The sequence below is a fragment of the Vibrio sp. QJM3NY_27 genome (assembly GCF_057785955.1).
This window is the reverse complement of the sequence record NZ_CM173511.1, coordinates 1109154-1127286: the sequence shown is the minus strand read 5'-3', so window position 1 is coordinate 1127286 and position 18133 is coordinate 1109154. Positions and strand designations below refer to the sequence as shown.

Below are 18133 nucleotides of genomic sequence, written 5' to 3'. Positions count from 1 at the left end.
TATTCCCTATTCAGCAGTAACGCTTGCTGGCTTCACGGTTTGTCCGGGAACTAAACGATGTAAACCACTGGCAATCACTTGTTCACCGTCTTCAATCGCCCCACTTACGTACGCTTGTTGATTGTTAGCAAACAACACCTGAACACTTCTACGCTCAACCTTGTTGTCTTCACCAATCACAAAGATGTTCCACACCCCGCGTAATCCATCAATCAAACCAGTTATTGGCACCCAGTAACCTTGGTCATCAATCTGTTCATCAAATTTAAGGTAGGCAAGTTGCCCTTCTAATACCGACGATTGTTCAGGGAACAGATAACGTAAGCCGACACTTTGAGAGCGAGTGTCGACCATCGCACCAGGGTTCAGCAGAGTCACAGAGAAATCATCTCGCCCGACACGAATACTTGGTGCGGAAAGTGAAGTAACCTTTTTCATTTGATGGGCAGGAATACCGATGAAGGCTTCTTTCCCTTCAGAGGCAAGCAAAGTCAGAGTTGGGTTACCCACATTCACTACATCTCCCAAAGAGACAAAACGCGTTGCAATAGTGCCCGAATAAGGCGCAAGAATTGTCGATTTCACTAGCTTCAATTGATTGCCTTTTACGGAGGCACCAATACGCAGCAAGTTAGCCTGCAATACGCGTTGCTCACTAGTCAGCGAGTCAATTTCCGCCTCAGCACTGAAGCCTTTAGCTTTCAATGAACGCTGACGTTTAAGGTTCGCTGCAACAAGGCTCAACTGAGCTTTGACTTCTTCAGCTTGAGCTTTCAACTGACTAGATTCAGTTTCCAAAAGTTGGGTATCCAATCGAATCAACGACTGACCCGTTGTGACTGTGTCACCGACATCCACCAGAATCTCGTTTACTTTGCCCGCCAGTTCGAAACCTAAATTGGCCTGCTGACCCGCCTTAACCACACCGACATATTCACGCTGAACTGCATAAGAGGAAGAGAGCGCCAAGGCCATCGTTTCCACGGTTAAAATGGTTTGGACGTTCGATGCCGTTTCAGCGGTTGAATCAACCGACTCTTGGGCTTGTTCCTTTTCGCCACATCCAACAAGAAAAGCCGACAACGCCACTGCCACTGCGCTTCCCTTCATCAATTTATACATACGTACTGTTCCTATGCGGTACTCAATTATGTTCTTTTTTTAGACTAACCAAATCAAACTAGACTGTCTAGTTTGATTATGTTAAAAATAAGTTTCATCGTTAATGATTGATAAAACCATCACAAAAAGCATAATGCTTAGTGTAAAACGAGACACATAGAACTGAGCACCAACAGGCACCAAGCAACGAGACAAACTAGGTAACGAGACAACACTAAGTAACGAGAAGCAAGCACGTGACTAAAATCATCAAGAGTGAACAGAAGAGATCGCAGATCTTAACCGCAGCAAGCCAACTTTTCTCTGAACATGGCTTCAAGATCAATATGGATCAGATAGCCAAAGCAGCGAACGTTTCCAAGCAAACGGTCTACTCTCACTTTAAAAACAAAGACGAACTTTTCGAAACCTGCATGCAAACCAAGTGTGCGGAGCGAGAACTCAGTCCTGCTGCCTTTGATATGGATGCAGCGGTGGGTGATGAGTTGGTGAAATTTGGTGTGAAATTTCAGGATTTGTTACTTGATGAGCAATCTAGACAAACCTTCCAAAATGCCATTAGCCAAGCGAATACGCATCCAGAGATCGCCTCAATCTATTTAGAAACTGGGCCTCAGAAAACCACAAAATTACTCGCCGATTACCTACAGTCGAAAATAGAATCTGGTGATCTCACACTGTCGACATCAAGCTCGCCAGTCATTGCTGCACGCCAACTGTTGCTGATGTTTCACGGCAAATCGGCGTATTGGGGATTCTTCGGACACGATAGCGGTGAGTCACAAGATGAAAGACTTCACTACACGCGTGAATGTGTCGCACTATTCTTAAACGGCAACCAACCTCGTTAATAGCCCATAGCTAAGTTTCTCATAGCACCTAGTCCGCATTCTGGGCTGATTCAAGAAGCAGTTCATAGAAACGATTAGCAGCAGGGCCTGTCTTGGCTCCTTTTGGCAAAGTCAGGTGCAGCGGAACGTGATACCCACTGCCATTTTCCACGTTCAACACAGTGAGCTTGTCACTTCCTCGACTTTCAACAATGTGCTTAGGCAATCGGCAATAGCCCACACCCTGCCCTACCGCGCCAAACGCATGGTCGAAATTATCCACCGTAATACGCTGACTCGACTTCAACCACCCTACATCCTTTTTCTCACCTTGTTTTTTACTGCCTTGACTAGCTTGAGCACCTAAATCTCTCACCACAATTTGTGGAAGAGACGACAGCTGATTAAGCGATATGGATGACATGCTAGCTAACGGGTGCGAGCAAGCAACGACAGGTTCCATCATCGTAAAACCAAAGGCTTCGGCTGAGTAATTAGTAATAGGCAAGTTGATGATAGCCACATCGGCCAGTTCTTGAGTCACCATTTCCGTTGTTTTAGACAATGAAGTTTCAATCACTTGTATTGATGTGGTGTTGTTCTCTGCCATAAACGCAGCCATAGGTTTATAAAGGCGCTCAAGGCAGCACAAGTGATCAACAGCAACCACAATTTCAGACTCAACACCTTTCGCTAGCTGTTCACTAATCAACTCTAGCTCGCGAGCTTGTTCCAACATGCTACTCGCTCGGCGCAGCAGCGACTTTCCGTCTTCCGACAGTACCGCCCGACGACCTTCAACCTGAACCAAAGACACGCCCAGTTGATCCTCCAATTTTCTCAGCGCATAAATCAGCGTGGTGTGGCTCTTATTCAATTGCAGTGCCGCCGCCTGAATGCTGCCAGCCCGGTCTATCTCATAGAGTGTTTGCCATTGGTCGAGGGTGGTCTTTAATCTCATTGGTCTAAAATCCTGACAGTTATTAACTATATTATGAACTTTTCTGTCTGTTTTTTACAGGTAATATCTATTTCAACAGGCAATCAAGCCTCCTATGTTTTGCGAAATGACCATGAGTCTCAGCGCAATACCAAGTAACTGTTTGGAGAAATAACCATGAAATTATTACAAGTCGATTTTGAATTTAGCGGCCCATTTGGTGAAGAGATGTCGAACGCACTCGTTGACCTAGCAAAGTCTATTAACAACGAACCGGGTATGATCTGGAAAATCTGGACAGAAAATGAAGCTGAAAAACTGGGCGGTGGTGTCTATCTTTTTGAAGACCAACTCAGTGCAGAGACGTACCTAGCGATGCATAGCGCTCGCCTTAAACAGATGGGCGTCGACGAAGTACGTGGTGTGATTTTTGACGTTAATCAGCCTTTAACTACCATTAACAAAGGCCCAATCAACGACTAGTTAATTCGCTGAATGAAAACAAAGCGATTGAAATGAAAATAGAAACAGCGAAAGGCACGAGATAGAGAGATAACAAATGAACAATAAAACGTTTTTAGGCCTACACGGCATCATTTACGCAGGGTTTGCCTTCGCGTTGTTTTTCCTACCAACGGTCATGTGGCCTATGTACGGCGTGGAAATTAATGATAGGTACGCTTATTTTCTCTCTCAACACACCAGTATCTTCCTTGGTGGTATCGCCGCGATAAGCTGGTTATTGCGAGATATTGAGCCCGGAGTCAGTGCCAAAAAGCTCATCCAAGGTTTGGTTGTGGCCAACATGCTGGGTGCCATCATCACCCTGTATGCCGCGTTTACAGGCATTTTTGTTGGCTTCGGCTGGAGTGATCCTGCGTTCTTCCTTTCACTATCGGTGCTCAGCGTGTTGCAGGTTCGTCGACAAGGCTAGTTCATACAAAACACGAAACCAATAAAAAGGGAACAGGTGCACTCTTCATCTGTTCCTTTTTCTCAATCAACTGTCGTTAACTTCGCGCGCTCAGCTTATTTGCTGTGCTCAACGTAAATCAATTCATCAGTATTGAAGCCACGCTCTTTAGACATCGCTTTGAACTTCTCCATCACTTCTGGCGCAACCTCTGGTGTTCTTGAAAGTAACCACAAGTAGTCAGTATCTGGGCCCGAAACAAACGCGTATTGGTAGTTCTCTTTATCCAACTCAAACACCACATAAGCGCCATAGAATGGACCAAAGAACGACACCTTCAGATAGCCTTGTTCGCTGCCTTCGACAAAATACGCTTTGCCTTCCGCCTCGTTCCATTCGCCATCTTCAGCCGAATAGCCGCGGTTAATCACCTTAACGCCACCATCATCACGCAGACTGTATTCGGCACTGATGTTGTCTAAGCCACGCTCAAACGAATGGTCTAAACGAGCCACTTCGTACCATTTCCCTAGGTATCGATCCAACTCGAACTGTTGAACGGGCTTAACCGTTTCAGGCATGCCAACGCAACCACCCAATAGAATCACACTAAGCAGCAATAATATTTTTTTCATCCTAACCTCGGCTTTTTTTTATTAGTAATGAGAGTAAGCCTTGTGAAAACATAAACTTACATCCTTGGTAATACGTTAAATCCATTTTTAAAGTTCACCTAACTGTAATTTATTCAGAATCTTATGTGAATGATTTAGTCTGTGAATGAATCAATGGTGTTTCATTGCTATTCGATATTGAGTCGGAGTCACCTGCTTATACGATTTAAACTGGCGATTAAAGTTGGCTTGGTTGTCGTATCCCACTTTCTCCAAAATCAGATTCACTGGCAGTGAAGTATTAATCAATAAATCACACGCCACATTGAGCCTAATTTTCTTTAGCCTTTGACTAAAACTCTCGTTGTAGTGTTTTTGAAATAAGCGCCTAACGCTACTCTCACTAATGTAGAGATGCTTGGCTAAGTCATTAACCGAGATGTCGTGATTAAAATTGTTCACCAAGAAAGCTTCAACCTTGTCCAACTTATCGCTGACTTCATCTTCATCATCCGAGTTGAAGACAGGGTTAATCAACTGCACTACCTCTTGATCCTCAAGCAAAAGTGCAAACAAAGAGAACAAGGTAAGCAGTTGTTGATGTGGCGACTGGTTCATCACCTTATTCAACAATTCCGTCGCTTTCTCTGCAGTCGCGGGTGAAAACTGAAGCCCTTTCTTTGATTCTTCTAGCAATACACGTAGCGGTTCGAGCTCTCGACAGCACGCTATCAATTGCTCTATCCAATCTTTGCGAAACCAAACTACGTGCGTTTCACATATTCGCGAATCATCAGCGCTCTCGTCCGAATAGATAGCATGAGGTAAATCTGGCCCAACCAAGATCATGTGGTTGTGAAACACATCGCTTTGGTGATGCCCAATAAAGCTATGGCCAGTAAAGTGACGATGAATCGCGATCTCGTACTCTTCATGTCGGTGCCAACCATAGCTTTTACCGTTCTCGACGATTTTCTTATAGCGCCATGATGTGCCAATTCGTTGTGGCACTTTTTCCAAGTAACCTTTCATTGTGATGCTCACTGACGTTTTAATATTGAAAGTATACGCATCAAACCATTCAGATGAGCACATTGACTGAAAAGTATTGAACATTGCGCTAACGATACTCATCCGGTTGTCACCGCTAAATATACTTCAGGTGAACTTAATCAGGAGAGCAACTATGGACACTTTATTATTAAAAATTCGCGATATGATTCTTGCCACACGTCAGCAGTGGATAGGCGAGATCACCTACAACCACAACATTAAGGGTGATCACACTTGGAAACTCTATGGCTATAACTCTTATGACGAATACAGAAAAGATCTGCGTGAAAGCCTAAGAAAAGAGTCGTGATTGAAGATTTGTTCAAGCCACAATTTATTGATTAGTCGCGGCTTTTATCTGTCATTCATGTAGAGTTTCACACTGGCCACTCGCTTTCTATACTTATTAAACAGTGGAACATGGAATAAATAATAATGAACAATAAGCTCACTTTGCCACGCACTGCATGGATTGCATTATTCGCTAGCCTAGTCACTGTGCCATCGGCTTTTTCTCAAAGCCTAACCGCAGACCAGATCTTTACCAATGCCGACATATATGGGCATCGCGAGTCAGACTCGATCGTTACCCATAAAGGCAAGATCATCTTCATCGGTGACAACTCGCAAGCGAAAGCTTTTCAAGGCCAGAATACCGATGTCATCGACTTGGAGAATGCCTTTGTTTTGCCGGGGTTCATTGATAATCATAACCATGTGTTTGAAGCCGCCTCAGAGCTGGGTGGCAATTGCGAACTGGATTCTGAAGCCACATTAGAAGAGCAAATCCCTTACTTAGAAGCGTGTAAAATCAATGCCGAGACCAATGGCAGAGGTTGGCTAATGGGTTATGGCTTTTCTCTTGAGTCAACACTCGACAGCGATTCTGAATACACACCACTTGAGATCATCGACAGCATCTTCCCTGATCGCCCCGTGGTGCTTATGGAGCAAACCTCTCACTCGATGTGGGTCAACTCTAAAGCACTGAAAATTGCACGAATCAGCCAACAATCGCCAGACCCACAAGGCGGCGCCTATTTAAAAGATCCTGATAGCGGAAAGCTTAACGGCATCTTGTTGGATAACGCTGGTGACCAAATCATGGAGATGGCATGGAACAGCCAAAGCGAGCTCTTTGAACAAAGCTACCAAGGGTTAATGTTCGGTCTTGAAGAAGCCGCTGCACACGGCATTACCACCATTGGTGACGGCCGGATGTATTGGAAACGAGGTTGGTACGACGTTTGGCTAGAAGCGGAGCAAAACCAAGATTTGACGGCTCGCGTGTCATTACGCCCTTGGGTTTACCCATCAATGGCTATGCTTTCTCAATTAGAAGTCTTCGAGAAGATGTATTCCGATGATAAAAGCCGTCTGCTACTGGTCGATCAGGTAAAAATGTACAGCGATGGCATCTTTATTAATGGCACAGCAAAAACACTCGCGCCCTATTTAGATACCTATCTGCCACAGTCTCCCAATGGCCTAAACTACATTCCACCAGCACAGATGAAAGAGTGGCTAACCGCGCTCGATAAAATCGGTTTTAGCGCTCACATTCATGCGATTGGTGATGGTGCCGTTCGTGAATCCCTTGATGCAATCGAAAGTATCCGAAAACAAGGTTCGCAAAAACCCTACACCCTAACCCATGTTGAATTAATCAATAATGAAGACGTTCCCCGCTTCAAACAGCTCAATGTCTCGGCGGATTTCCAAGTTGGATCTGATTACGTAGCCAAGCATCAACACCAATGGGCCGAAGCTTTTCTTGGTGCTCGCCTTGCTAAAGCCATGATGAACCTAGACGCAATACTCAAAACCGACGCCAATATCACCTTAAGCAGTGACTGGAACGTACACGACATCAATCCCTTAGTTGGCATCGCAAATAGCTTAATCATGGGCAAAACAGGCCTAACTGATATCTACACAGCTATCGACGCTTACACGCTCAATGCAGCCAAAAGTCTTGGAATAGAAGACGTCACGGGTTCTATTGAGGTTGGGAAATCAGCGGACTTCGCGATTCTCGATAAAGACATCACCACAGTATCGGCAAGACAAATAGCTAAGACTCAGGTGTTGATGACAGTGTTAAGAGGGGATGTGGTTTACGGAAAATAAAGCCAATAAACGGAGCGAATTGGTTATCGCCACACAAACGAAAACGAGCCAGCTTATTCAGCTGGCTCGTCTGTTATTCACATATGTATTTTAGTTCTGTTACGCGTTGGGCTCTTTTAGTGCTTTCTCATTTGATTCTTGCTTTTCATCCAGAGCAAAGTAGATTTTTGATACAATCACTTCAGCAACCAGAATCGTAAATACCACAGCGAAGAACGCAACTACACCGCCCCAAGGGCCTGTGAAGCTCACCTTGTCACCGAACATAAGGTTTATCGCTTCTAGCATGACGAATTTTGAGCCAACAAGAATAATGTATGTCGACAGCGCTCGATACACCTTAGGTGCCGTTCCAGATTTCTGTTTGAAGTAATCCGCTACCTTGTGTTCTAAGCCAATAGAGAGCTTCAACAATAACTGCAGTAACAACGCCGCTATCAAAGAAATAGTGAAAGATTCAATGTTGACGAAGTCCCAGTACTCATCGAAAAAGTTAAGCACGACTAAGTCCACCAGCACGGCTAACGTGTAACCTACAAATAGGCGTTGTGGTGTGTTGAACCCGTAAACTTTGTCTGATTTAGTCATTCTGTCTCTCTCTAATTTGATAAGTAGCCTTGATTTGAAATACATCTTAGCGTTCGAATAGAGGCAAAACTTACCATTTCATGACACCACTCAAAATCATTCACAACACAAATGAATCGTCATAATGTCTTCGCACCTCCACCTTCAATAATCCTGATCGACCACGTATCACTGTAAAGTAAAATGGCACTATCGAGCAAAGTGCCACTCTCGAGTAATTTGCTACTCCCAAGTAACCTTCCACTACCGAGTAACCTGCCACTACCAACTAAAGAAAGAATAGAGACGCTAAATGGATGACCCATATTTAAGCAATGAGTGTGTTAGTTGAAATCTTGCGTCCAATAAGACATCTTCGATGTATCTGACTTACTGACTTTGTATCCAATCCCCATCTTTGTGTGTCGGCTATTCATCACGTTTTGGCAGTGACCTTCGTGACCAGCCCAACTATTAAGACCGGCTTTGTTAACTTGCCCATCACTTCGCGGACTGGTGTAACCAAAAATAGGAATCACAACCGAATTGGATGAGAGGACAAACGCATTCTGACCAGAACTGTTCACAACAAAGTGACCTTGAGCATCTCTTCGGTACTGCTCATCAGAGTTCAATTGGGCATTACTCGCCGTGTTACTATCCCAAGCGATAGGAGCTGCTGGTGGGTAGTTACCACTCGAAAACGATGAACCAAAGGCATCACAATAACGTTGTGCCGACCTCGCACAATTTGTCGAGATAACAGATTGGTACTTGATACTGTTCTGGCTTAAATCTTCCGGAATGTTCACAATTCGGCACCATTTTTCATCGGCAACGCCTTGACCGGGCATCCCCCAAATCGCACCATTCAATAATTGATTTGTATCTAGTGAAGCGAAATCGATAAGAGTGTCGCTATTAAGCTGACCTAGATCCAAATCGATCTTTCCAGATGAAGTGTTCAACTCAAAGATCGAGGTCCCAACCTCCTTAGCTGCTGCATTAATTTTATCGCGCTGTAATAATTCCCAAGAATCACCAAACCGCTCTTTTGACTGCTCTCCATAAGCTTGAGCGATAAAATCGTAAGTGGGTAGATTAGACTCCACTCCGTTCTCATCTTTGGAAACTACGCTGCCAACGGTTTTAAATTCCAACGAACTGTCGAACACCGCATCGTTAAACACATACGATCCCAAGAGCTCACTAGAACAAGCGTTGCTTTGCATATCGTATCGATATTCAGAAATTGTACCGTCCACAAGTAACTGATGACTTTTCCTTTGCGCGCTTAACCCTGCGGTTTCATAACAGTGCCAATCGTTAACAAAGTTACTGCCATTATCGATAACGATCGTTGGTACCGCGATATCCACATCAACCTTCTGAGTATCCCCACCTTTGAATGCAGGCAGTTCATTTTTAACGGTTATAGAAGAATAATTTCTGATCGGAGCCGTTGTATCGACAAAGCCTTCGATAGCAAAAATCATATTGTTGCTAAGAGCTTTAATGTCAGGCTGCTGAGAGGTAGATGATGAGTCGGGATTACTTGGATTACTTGGATTACTTGGATTACTTGGAGCATTAGCGTTGTTAGAAGTTGTACTGTCACCTCCTGACGAACTTTCTCCGCCACAACCTGTAATAATCAGTGCTAAAAGGGCGACTGCCGAGATATTTTGTTTTTTCATGAGTTAATCCTTAACCATATATTTTTCTTGATGTAAGGATGTTGCCTCATAGAACGAACTTAAATTTCAGACCAATGTCAGAGCCCCCAAATACTGACACCGATTTAACATTTTATAAGATATTGTCAATTTAACGTTCGCCCTTTAAGTCTATGAACTAATTCAGCATTTCCTTTAAGCCTTCCGTTTTAGAGCCAGTTACAGTTCGGTAAATTGATTCTCAACACAAGGTGACTACGATTTGAAATACACCTGAACGTTCGAATAGGAAAAACTTAGAAATATAGAAAAGCACCAAAAGATAAGTCTCGTTATTGCTTGTCACCAAATGGCCATTCTTCAAATGCTGCGCCCCATATGATGACTCCATCAGCGACACACACTCATTTCCAAAAGGTGCAGAATATGAAAAAGCTAATCACTAACGCGAACGTATTTAACGGTGTTGATAACAACTTAATCGAGAACGTATCAATCCTCATCGAAGATAACTTGATCACTCAGATTGGCGAGATTGATTCAACGTTAGCCGATGAAATTATTGATGCTCAAGGCGGCACGGTCATGCCAGGCCTGATTGATGCGCACGTTCATATCACGCTCTCTGCCTCTTTTAATGTCATTGATACAATGACCCGTGAAGAAGTGGCGATTCGCTCAGCAAAGATTTCAGAAGAGATGTTGATGCGCGGTTTTACGACTATTCGTGATGTGGCGGGTAACACGCTTGGCCTAAAGAAAAGTATCGATAACGGTTACGCAACTGGCCCACGAATTCTTCCTTCAATGGCCGCTATATCTCAAACCTGTGGTCACTCCGATTACCGCCAGAACCAAGCACAAGAACGTTTGGCAAACGGTCACGAAGATTCACCAATGATGAAGCTAGGTGCCATGAAAATTGCTGATGGTCGTTCAGAAGTATTAAAAGCCGTGCGTGAACAGCTGTTTATGGGCGCTTCTCAAATCAAGATCATGGCTGGCGGTGGTGCATCTTCAACATTCGACCCACTAGACACGTTGCAATTCACATCAGAAGAAATGAAAGCCGCGGTTGATGCCGCTTCTGATTATGGCACTTATGTTGCCGCGCACATCCACACCTCTGATGCGATGCGCCGAGCAGCCGAAGCGGGCGTGATGTCTTTCGAACACGCGACAATTATGGATGACGACATTGCCGAGATCATCAAAGAGAAAGGCATTTGGGTGATTCCGTCTTACTTTACCTCTTCATTGATTGCAGAACGCAAGATCCCACTGCCGAACGAAGAGACATACCGCAAGACAGAACGCGTAGGTAAAGCCATGTTCAAATCGGCGGAACTGATTAAGAAATACGATATTCAGAACATTGCTTTTGGCACTGACTGCGTGGGTGAAACCAACGTTCATGCAACACAATTGAATGAACTTGGTGCGATTGAGAAAACATTCGACACCATCACAGCACTTCGCATGGCGACATCAAACTGTGGACGCTTGTTCGAGATGTCGACTTACCAACACCCATACCAAGAAGGCAAGTTAGGTCAGATCGTTGAAGGCGCGTATGCCGATCTATTGATTATCGATGGCAACCCACTGGAAGGCGTTGAGTGTGTAATGAATGATGATGCTAAGAAAGTCATCATGAAAGACGGTAAGGTGTACAAAAACACGCTTTAGCGTTCAAGAGTTACTCTCTGAGTAACTAAAACTCAAAGGCAGGCAAGCGAACTTTTTAGTCGCTTGCTTGCCTTTTTATTAAGCGTTGTTTTATTGCTACTATTAAACTCATGCTGTTTGTTTATGTATACCCACTTTTTGGCCTTTGGTTATAACTAGGGCGATCTATTTAATACAAACAGTAACGATGGCGTCATCAATTTATCAAGCCAGTTGTCGCGCCCCGCTCAATTGAATGCCGACCAAATTCGCGGTTACAACGAAAACCATCTCAGTATTTTAGACAATGACGCTCTGTTTGAAGACTTGTCCAGCTTTTGGTTAACAGCTGAGCGATAACCTCTCCCTATACATAACCCGACAAACCAGTTGGCGTGAATGGTATGAACATTGGCGGTATTTGCACTGCAAGCCAACACGCTAATCTTTATTCTAATCCCATAAATAAGCACACGGAGTGACGCTAAGCCTAGCGAGCTAGGTTTCGAAACAAGGATAGTGACTTTCTAACTGGGGATAGAAACGATGACTATCAATGAATTAAAACGCAGAGATTTTTTCAAAGTTATGGGGAAAGGTGCTGTTTCTGCTGCGGCTCTCTCTCTGCCGACCTTAGCGAATGCAACGCCAACTTCACCAACAAATTTGCCTTCAAATCACCAAACCGTTGACTCGCCACTGGACGCGACTGAGATGGCAAATCTGATAAGAGACAAAAAAGCCTCGCCAAAAGAATTCGTACAAGAAGCCATCTATAAAATTCGCCAGACAAACGATCAAGTTAATGCGGTTGTTTCTGAGTGCTTTGACTTAGCGCTAGAGCGTGCCAACTCATTTAACCCGAACTCCCCTTTTGCAGGCGTGCCTTTCTTAGCGAAAGACTGCGTTGATGTTGTCGGGCTTGAATGCACGATGGGATCGAAGTTAAACCAAGGTAGAAAGCCCAACGCTACCTCTTGGTTTATTCGTGCAACACAGAATGCAGGGCTCAACACCATTGGTATGACGAATATCCCCGAGATGATGGCACTAGGCTGCACGCAGAATCCCCTTTATGGCGCGACGCGTAACCCATGGGATCTAAGCCGAGGTGTTCACTCATCGACTGGTGGTGGCGCAGCGGCGATTGCTGCTGGCTATGTACCATTAGTGCATTCCACTGATGGTGGCGGCTCTTCGCGCATGCCCGCTTCAGCGACAGGTATTTTTGGCTTTAAGCCAAGTCGAGAGTCTTTGATTTCAGGGCTAACTGACGGCTCAACAAACGAAGATTTTACTCATCAATCGTTTATGTCGAGAACCGTTCGTGATGCAGCTTTGGCTGTATCAGTCACAGAGCATCATACAAAAAATGACTTTGAGACGCCTTTTCCTCGAACCCCTATAGGAATGGTTAATGCTTCTCTTAACCGTCAGGTAAAAATTGGCGTCACCCTCAAAGATATCCACGGCAGGCTTCCCGATGAAGATACGCTCGCAGCTATTCGTTCGACGGTCTCTTTGCTCGAGCGACTTGGACATATCGTTATCGAAGTTGAGCAACCGATCCAAGATGGCGATGTATTCATGCACAACTACATGGGCGTATTTGGCAACAAGATGGCAAGCTTTGCTGAGCAGTTCGACCGCCTAGGCATGCCGCTAGAATCGATGCCCGACAAAGTAAGCGATAACATCGTCTATTTAGCTCGTACGATGCAAGCACGCTTGAAAGCCGCTCCTAACATGTATATCGACTCTCAAGCGCAATGCCAAAGTTTCGCGCTCACTCACAACCGAGAGTTCTTTAAAAGCATCGATATTTGGCTAACTCCTTGTGCAAACCACGTGCCTTTGGAGATCGAATATTTCGACCAGCAAGCGCACTCAGGGAAAGAGATATGGACACGTTCAGAAAAGTTAATGTCCTACACGCCTATCGAAAACGTGGCAGGTAATCCCGCCATGTCGGTTCCCTTGTATTGGAACAAGCAGAACCTTCCCGTCGGTAGCCATTTTTCTGCAGCAAGGGGCAACGACCGCCTGTTATTTGAATTGGCCTATCAACTAGAAAACGCCAAACCTTGGGCAAACAGAAAGGCCCCGATTGCGCTTTAACAAGCAATTCAATTTAGAAAATCATTCAAGTACGAGTCTATTGATGAAACATATTATTTTCCTATTTTTGGCGAGCCTGACGCTTGCACCTTACTCATACGCAGCTCTAGCACCAAGCGAAGGCTTCAGTGGCAACATGACCTTCTTAACAGGCTTCACCGCAAACTCAAGCAACCTAGATGTTGGGCAAAGCAATCATCAATCTCAAGCCGATTTAATGTCGTCGGGTAATACCGAAGCAGAGGGAATGGTCGCTGTTTTGGGTTCAATGCAATACACCTTTGGCGCTTTGAATCACAAACAGTTTTTCTTAGGTACCTCAAGAGACGACATCATCACAGGTACGTTGGCATTTGAAATTGGATATAGGCAGCAAGTCGAGAACGGTATGGTGGTTGAATTTTCTATCTTACCAACTCTGATATCAGGTGAAGTATGGGATGACCCTTATGCCGTTGACTCAAATAGAAAAGAAACCGACCTCACCGGTAATGTCGTTCGAATGCAGCTTTCAAGAATAATGGGCTCGAACTTTAATCTCGATGTCGCCTCTGGTGAGTCCGACGTTAAAAAAGAAAACACCGGCCTAAAGGGCCTTGGTTTAACTGAAGAAGAACGCGCACTAATGATTCGAGAACGAAAATATTTTTATCTCAAGTCTGGTTACCAGTATTTCTTGAAAGATGGCTCTGGCATTCTCACACCTTCAATGAATGTTTTCTCATCAGACTCTGAGGGTGATGCACTATCGTTCTTGAGCCTTGGCGCGGAAATCAACCTAGCGAAAAGATTTGGAAATCATGGCCTTGCTTTTACACTCAATGCAGCAAAACGCAGCTATGATAAAGAGAATCCAATCTTTAATGAGACTCGTGAAGACAAAGACTTTGGAGCCTTCGTTGCTTATGAATACACCAATATCTTTGGTACAAAAAACTGGTCTTTGGTATCACTACTTGGCGCCAAGACAACAAATTCGAATATTGAGTATTACCAATCATCGCAATACGTGATTTCAGTAGGTGTTGATTACAAATTCTAAAGTTGAACTGAGAGTTTCATTGCTTGTAACCCGTAAACAAATCCTTTAATTTGGGCATATTAACGAGAAGAACACTCTTCAATCACCAGTAATAACAGGGAGTTATGGTGGAAAGTTTCAGTACTCAATTGCCCATATTCTGGTTTAAAACTTTAGATTCTGCTATTCAGGCTAGAATTGGAGACAGCAGCGACATCTGGTCGGGAGCAGAGGCCTATAAACAACTTTGCTCCGCCGAATCGATCTCGGCTTATCAGCTTCAAACCGCCATCAACAATATCTACCAACATTTTGATCATGAGCTGATCGACTTATTTGATGAATCGGCTCGCTACTTCGATGAGCTTGAAATGGGCGCGCCGGTAATGGCCATGCTCACCGCGCCAGATCTCGCCAGCTTTTGCCAACTGCTGAGTCGCTACTCCATTCATATACATCCGCTACTGAAAATATTCAGTCGTGAAACAGAGAGTGGCGAAATTGAGCTTTGGGGCGTCACACCCGAGTACATTGACGAAACCACACTGATGACACACATCAGCTTGGGGCTCTATTTCAGTATTATGATCAAGCTCGTTCGCAGATACCTTAATGCGCCGAATCAACAGCTCGCCATTCACATCCACAAGAACACCATCGGTGATGAGTTCTTGAGCATCTATGAGCGTGTCTTTAATGTTGAAATGAAGGAAGGCTTCCCCGCCCGCTATCTCCTTTTTCCTAACGATCTTGTCCAGGCGAAACCTCGCCAATTCCAAGCTGACTTTCATGCAGAGTTAGTACGAATCGCCGATCAACAGATGGAAAAAACATTAAAAACTAACCTGATCTACAAAGTGAATGAAACGTTCAAAGTGCTCGCGGTGAAAGACACCAACCTAGATAGCGTGGCGAACAATCTTCACATCAGCCCTCGAACCCTGAATCGTAAGCTTAAACAACAAGGTGTGAGCTTTCGTCGTTTGTTCGATAAATACCGACTTGAACTGAGCATGACGTTACTGAATCAGAACGACGGCAATATTACCTATGTAGCTCACGAACTTGGCTTTTCAGACTCGAGCGCATTCAGTCGAGCATTCAAAAATTGGACTGGGCACTCTCCTACCGGACTAAAGTCGTAGGCTTACAGTGCTGATGATGCCAATATCACTGATGGGTACGCTGAACACCTAGGCTCTAGATAATTGCCTATCTTGAGCCGACTACTCCCAAACCTATACCTACTCAAATTCAACGATCTTTAAAGATCTTGTGATCCTCATTTATGTTGTATATTATCCGCACTACAAATTACAGACCGGATAGTCGGTCTGTAAAATAATTGAGTGATTCCCATGGACAAGAAGCAGCAAGCAATCCAAGCCGCGATTGAATTATTCGCGACACAAGGCTTTGAAAAAACGTCTATCGCACAGGTGTGTGAAACGGCAAAAGTATCGAAGGGTTTAGTTTTTCATCATTTCAAAAATAAAGATGACCTACTAAGACAGGTGTTTGTTCGCATGGCAGAGATCATTAATGAAGTCGGCGAAAGTGTTGACTTGTCTAGTGAGGGAATGTCGGTAAAAGAGAGGTTTATTAACCTTATTGAGCACATCTTCTTGTCGATGGCCGACCCACAACAAAAACTGTTTTATCAACTTGATTACCAAGTGAAATGTCAGCCGTCGTTAAGGCTGATATTAAAAGACCTGTTGGACGAACGCTACCAACTGATGATGGATTCTTTTGAAGTTATTCTATGTGACATCCCAAATGCCAACAGCATTGTCGACGACCACATGTTAATAGCCGATATCGATGGTATCGCACTCAATTACTTGTTCTCGGATGGTGATTACCCGTTAGAACAAATTAAAGAACGCTTCATAGCTAAGTACTTACTGCTGCTGGATTTATAAGTACCTCGCTTAAAGCTCAATAGAACGTTGTTGGCTATCTAAAGTAACTCTCTATCTAAAGATATCTATCAGAGAACGCTAGCAACAAATAATTTAAGTTAAGAATTTTTTAAATGAAACCCCCTTATGATGCACCACTTGAGTGCTGGTTCGCTAAAGCACTGACCCCTAGCGCACTAGACGGCGTAGGTGAATCTACCTCAAGCGTCACAGGCCCTTACGCAAGCGAGCTAATGTGGGGACACCCAATCGAGCAGGTTTAAGGTAAATCAGATAGGAAAAATGGAACGCTCAGGCGTTCCATTTTTGTTTGGGTGAAGCGTAGTGCTTTTCTGAATTGAGAGCGTTGATATCGCGTTCGGTCTGATTTCGAACACCCTCCCCCTCTAACTCCCCCTCTAATTAAGTTCATCCACCCCTTTTGATCTGCGACCGAGGGGGAGAACCTTCTTTAGCGCTGAACGTACAGCTTCACATATCACGATCGGTATTCTGTTCCTCCCCTTTTCCAGAACCACAATGGATCGAAGATGCTAGTTAAGGAGAGGCTAGGAGGGGATTCAATTATGAGCTAACACGGATTTGCCCCTTTTCGTGTTAGATTAAATGCTCTACACCCTTTAGGGGCGTACATTTTCCCTATCAAACCTAATTCAATGAAAAAGGGTCAGGCCGAGCTTATTTTGGGTATATGGGTTGGAAATCGTATTGCTCCGAAGCCGCGGGAGTTATACGGCATCTTTCGGCCATTTCTGAAGTTCACATCCAGGACGCTAGGCAATACGGGCCTGAGATTGAGCGTGAGTATAATTAGCGTTATGATTGGTAACATATAGTTACAGCAAAAAACCGTCCATGAAGAGTTATGTGATCGTAGTATTGTAGTATTGTAGGTTTAACTTCTGTTTCTGGATTGAAGTTTGCAAACTCGTACAGCATAGATTGGAAATAGGGATGAATAGTTTACTGGAAGCATTGATTCAACAAGGCTACAAGGCAAAAATTGAAAGAGAACGGATAAGCATTCGCTTTTCTAACGGCAAACAGTTTTGTCTTGGTGCTATTAAACAAGCTCTCAGTACTCATTCCAAGCAATTTAGTGTTTCTCATTTGGCTTTACTTGGTTGCTTTCTTTTTCTTACTTTGGCAACTCGTCGTGGTTACTTTCTGTGGCCTTTATTACTTAGCCGAAAGATTACATGTTGAATAAAAAAGCCAAACCCTCTCGATAAAGGTTCGGCTTCTTTCCTTCTTGATATGACCCAAAAGAAGGACTGACTACTTAAACAAGGAATTTCAATGTTCCAGTCGCAGTTACTCTACAAATAAAAATCACATCGCGTTAATTATGCTCACTCAACTCAGAACTCGCTCAAGAAAAACTATACTTTTCTGACCCTATTTCTTGATATTTGCTATCGCCCTAGCAAGGCCAAGTAAGTGTGTTGAGGTCTTAATCTCTAACTCAGATTGAATTCCTAATAGTGCGATTCCTGCCAAAATCTGTAGTGGCCTTACGATTTGACCCGTAGGCAGCTCCATCCGGTCAATGTGAC

At 44.1% G+C, this 18133-nt stretch carries 17 protein-coding genes and 3 pseudogenes; 13 read left to right on the top strand and 7 right to left on the bottom strand.

Annotated elements, in window-relative coordinates:
• Nucleotides 1–6 precede the first annotated feature (6 nt).
• Entirely contained in the window at nucleotides 7–1122 is a 1116-nt protein-coding gene (locus AC3CIA_RS05160; RefSeq protein ID WP_488518641.1) for an efflux RND transporter periplasmic adaptor subunit, read from the bottom strand.
• A gap of 236 nt (nucleotides 1123–1358) precedes the next feature.
• Here AC3CIA_RS05160 and AC3CIA_RS05155 point away from each other — a divergent pair, with 236 nt between their 5' ends.
• Nucleotides 1359–1973, top strand: coding sequence for a TetR/AcrR family transcriptional regulator (locus AC3CIA_RS05155; RefSeq protein WP_016791089.1), 615 nt, complete (start codon nucleotides 1359–1361; stop codon nucleotides 1971–1973).
• 28 nt (nucleotides 1974–2001) lie between these two features.
• On the opposite strand, the gene AC3CIA_RS05150 is transcribed toward AC3CIA_RS05155, so the two are convergent.
• On the bottom strand, nucleotides 2002–2913 hold the full coding sequence (locus AC3CIA_RS05150) for a LysR substrate-binding domain-containing protein (RefSeq protein WP_371982988.1): 912 nt from the start codon (nucleotides 2911–2913) through the stop codon (nucleotides 2002–2004).
• 156 nt (nucleotides 2914–3069) lie between these two features.
• On the opposite strand from AC3CIA_RS05150, the gene AC3CIA_RS05145 reads away from it, so the two are divergent.
• Nucleotides 3070–3375: a monooxygenase gene (locus AC3CIA_RS05145; RefSeq protein ID WP_060982885.1), complete on the top strand. Its 306-nt coding sequence runs from the start codon at nucleotides 3070–3072 to the stop codon at nucleotides 3373–3375.
• Between the two features lie 76 nt (nucleotides 3376–3451).
• Complete coding sequence (locus AC3CIA_RS05140; protein WP_114633184.1) at nucleotides 3452–3826, top strand: hypothetical protein; 375 nt, start codon at nucleotides 3452–3454, stop codon at nucleotides 3824–3826.
• 95 nt (nucleotides 3827–3921) lie between these two features.
• On the opposite strand, the gene AC3CIA_RS05135 is transcribed toward AC3CIA_RS05140, so the two are convergent.
• Together AC3CIA_RS05135 and AC3CIA_RS05130 are read right to left on the bottom strand one after the other, a co-directional pair.
• On the bottom strand, nucleotides 3922–4440 hold the full coding sequence (locus tag AC3CIA_RS05135) for a lipocalin family protein (RefSeq protein ID WP_017084640.1): 519 nt from the start codon (nucleotides 4438–4440) through the stop codon (nucleotides 3922–3924).
• A 150-nt stretch (nucleotides 4441–4590) separates the two neighbouring features.
• On the bottom strand, nucleotides 4591–5553 hold the full coding sequence (locus AC3CIA_RS05130) for a helix-turn-helix transcriptional regulator (protein WP_488518640.1): 963 nt from the start codon (nucleotides 5551–5553) through the stop codon (nucleotides 4591–4593).
• Nucleotides 5554–5605: 52 nt separating this feature from the next.
• On the opposite strand from AC3CIA_RS05130, the gene AC3CIA_RS05125 reads away from it, so the two are divergent.
• On the top strand, nucleotides 5606–5782 hold the full coding sequence (locus AC3CIA_RS05125; RefSeq protein ID WP_237299543.1) for a hypothetical protein: 177 nt from the start codon (nucleotides 5606–5608) through the stop codon (nucleotides 5780–5782).
• Nucleotides 5783–5907: 125 nt separating this feature from the next.
• On the top strand, nucleotides 5908–7602 hold the full coding sequence (locus tag AC3CIA_RS05120) for an amidohydrolase (protein ID WP_488518639.1): 1695 nt from the start codon (nucleotides 5908–5910) through the stop codon (nucleotides 7600–7602).
• Nucleotides 7603–7701: 99 nt separating this feature from the next.
• Here the strand turns inward: AC3CIA_RS05120 and AC3CIA_RS05115 are convergent, their stop codons facing one another.
• The gene (locus AC3CIA_RS05115; RefSeq protein WP_010439759.1) at nucleotides 7702–8190 is read right to left on the bottom strand and encodes a hypothetical protein; all 489 of its coding nucleotides are present in this window, start codon (nucleotides 8188–8190) and stop codon (nucleotides 7702–7704) included.
• 323 nt (nucleotides 8191–8513) lie between these two features.
• A complete protein-coding gene (locus AC3CIA_RS05110; RefSeq protein ID WP_488518638.1) occupies nucleotides 8514–9866 on the bottom strand; it encodes a CAP domain-containing protein in 1353 nt (450 codons plus the stop codon).
• A 405-nt stretch (nucleotides 9867–10271) separates the two neighbouring features.
• Between AC3CIA_RS05110 and AC3CIA_RS05105 the strand changes: the two genes are divergently transcribed.
• The 8 genes and pseudogenes from AC3CIA_RS05105 (at nucleotide 10272) to AC3CIA_RS05070 (ending at nucleotide 17783) form a co-directional block, all read left to right on the top strand.
• A complete protein-coding gene (locus AC3CIA_RS05105) occupies nucleotides 10272–11534 on the top strand; it encodes a metal-dependent hydrolase family protein (RefSeq protein ID WP_372244280.1) in 1263 nt (420 codons plus the stop codon).
• A gap of 132 nt (nucleotides 11535–11666) precedes the next feature.
• Nucleotides 11667–11873 (top strand): annotated as a pseudogene (locus AC3CIA_RS05100) (alpha/beta fold hydrolase); the annotation flags it as partial.
• A 186-nt stretch (nucleotides 11874–12059) separates the two neighbouring features.
• Nucleotides 12060–13631 (top strand): amidase, encoded by a 1572-nt coding sequence (locus AC3CIA_RS05095; RefSeq protein WP_054546717.1) that lies wholly within the window; start codon nucleotides 12060–12062, stop codon nucleotides 13629–13631.
• Nucleotides 13632–13674: 43 nt separating this feature from the next.
• Nucleotides 13675–14673 (top strand): DUF2860 family protein, encoded by a 999-nt coding sequence (locus AC3CIA_RS05090; protein WP_065205603.1) that lies wholly within the window; start codon nucleotides 13675–13677, stop codon nucleotides 14671–14673.
• A gap of 104 nt (nucleotides 14674–14777) precedes the next feature.
• A complete protein-coding gene (locus AC3CIA_RS05085; protein WP_474355696.1) occupies nucleotides 14778–15797 on the top strand; it encodes a helix-turn-helix domain-containing protein in 1020 nt (339 codons plus the stop codon).
• A gap of 294 nt (nucleotides 15798–16091) precedes the next feature.
• The gene (locus AC3CIA_RS05080) at nucleotides 16092–16577 is read left to right on the top strand and encodes a TetR family transcriptional regulator (RefSeq protein WP_346730228.1); all 486 of its coding nucleotides are present in this window, start codon (nucleotides 16092–16094) and stop codon (nucleotides 16575–16577) included.
• A 131-nt stretch (nucleotides 16578–16708) separates the two neighbouring features.
• A pseudogene (locus tag AC3CIA_RS05075) lies at nucleotides 16709–16840 on the top strand (GNAT family N-acetyltransferase); the annotation flags it as partial.
• A gap of 691 nt (nucleotides 16841–17531) precedes the next feature.
• Nucleotides 17532–17783 (top strand): hypothetical protein, encoded by a 252-nt coding sequence (locus AC3CIA_RS05070; RefSeq protein WP_488518637.1) that lies wholly within the window; start codon nucleotides 17532–17534, stop codon nucleotides 17781–17783.
• A 192-nt stretch (nucleotides 17784–17975) separates the two neighbouring features.
• On the opposite strand, the pseudogene AC3CIA_RS05065 reads toward AC3CIA_RS05070, so the two are convergent.
• Nucleotides 17976–18125 (bottom strand): annotated as a pseudogene (locus tag AC3CIA_RS05065) (regulator); the annotation flags it as partial.
• Nucleotides 18126–18133: the final 8 nt, after the last annotated feature.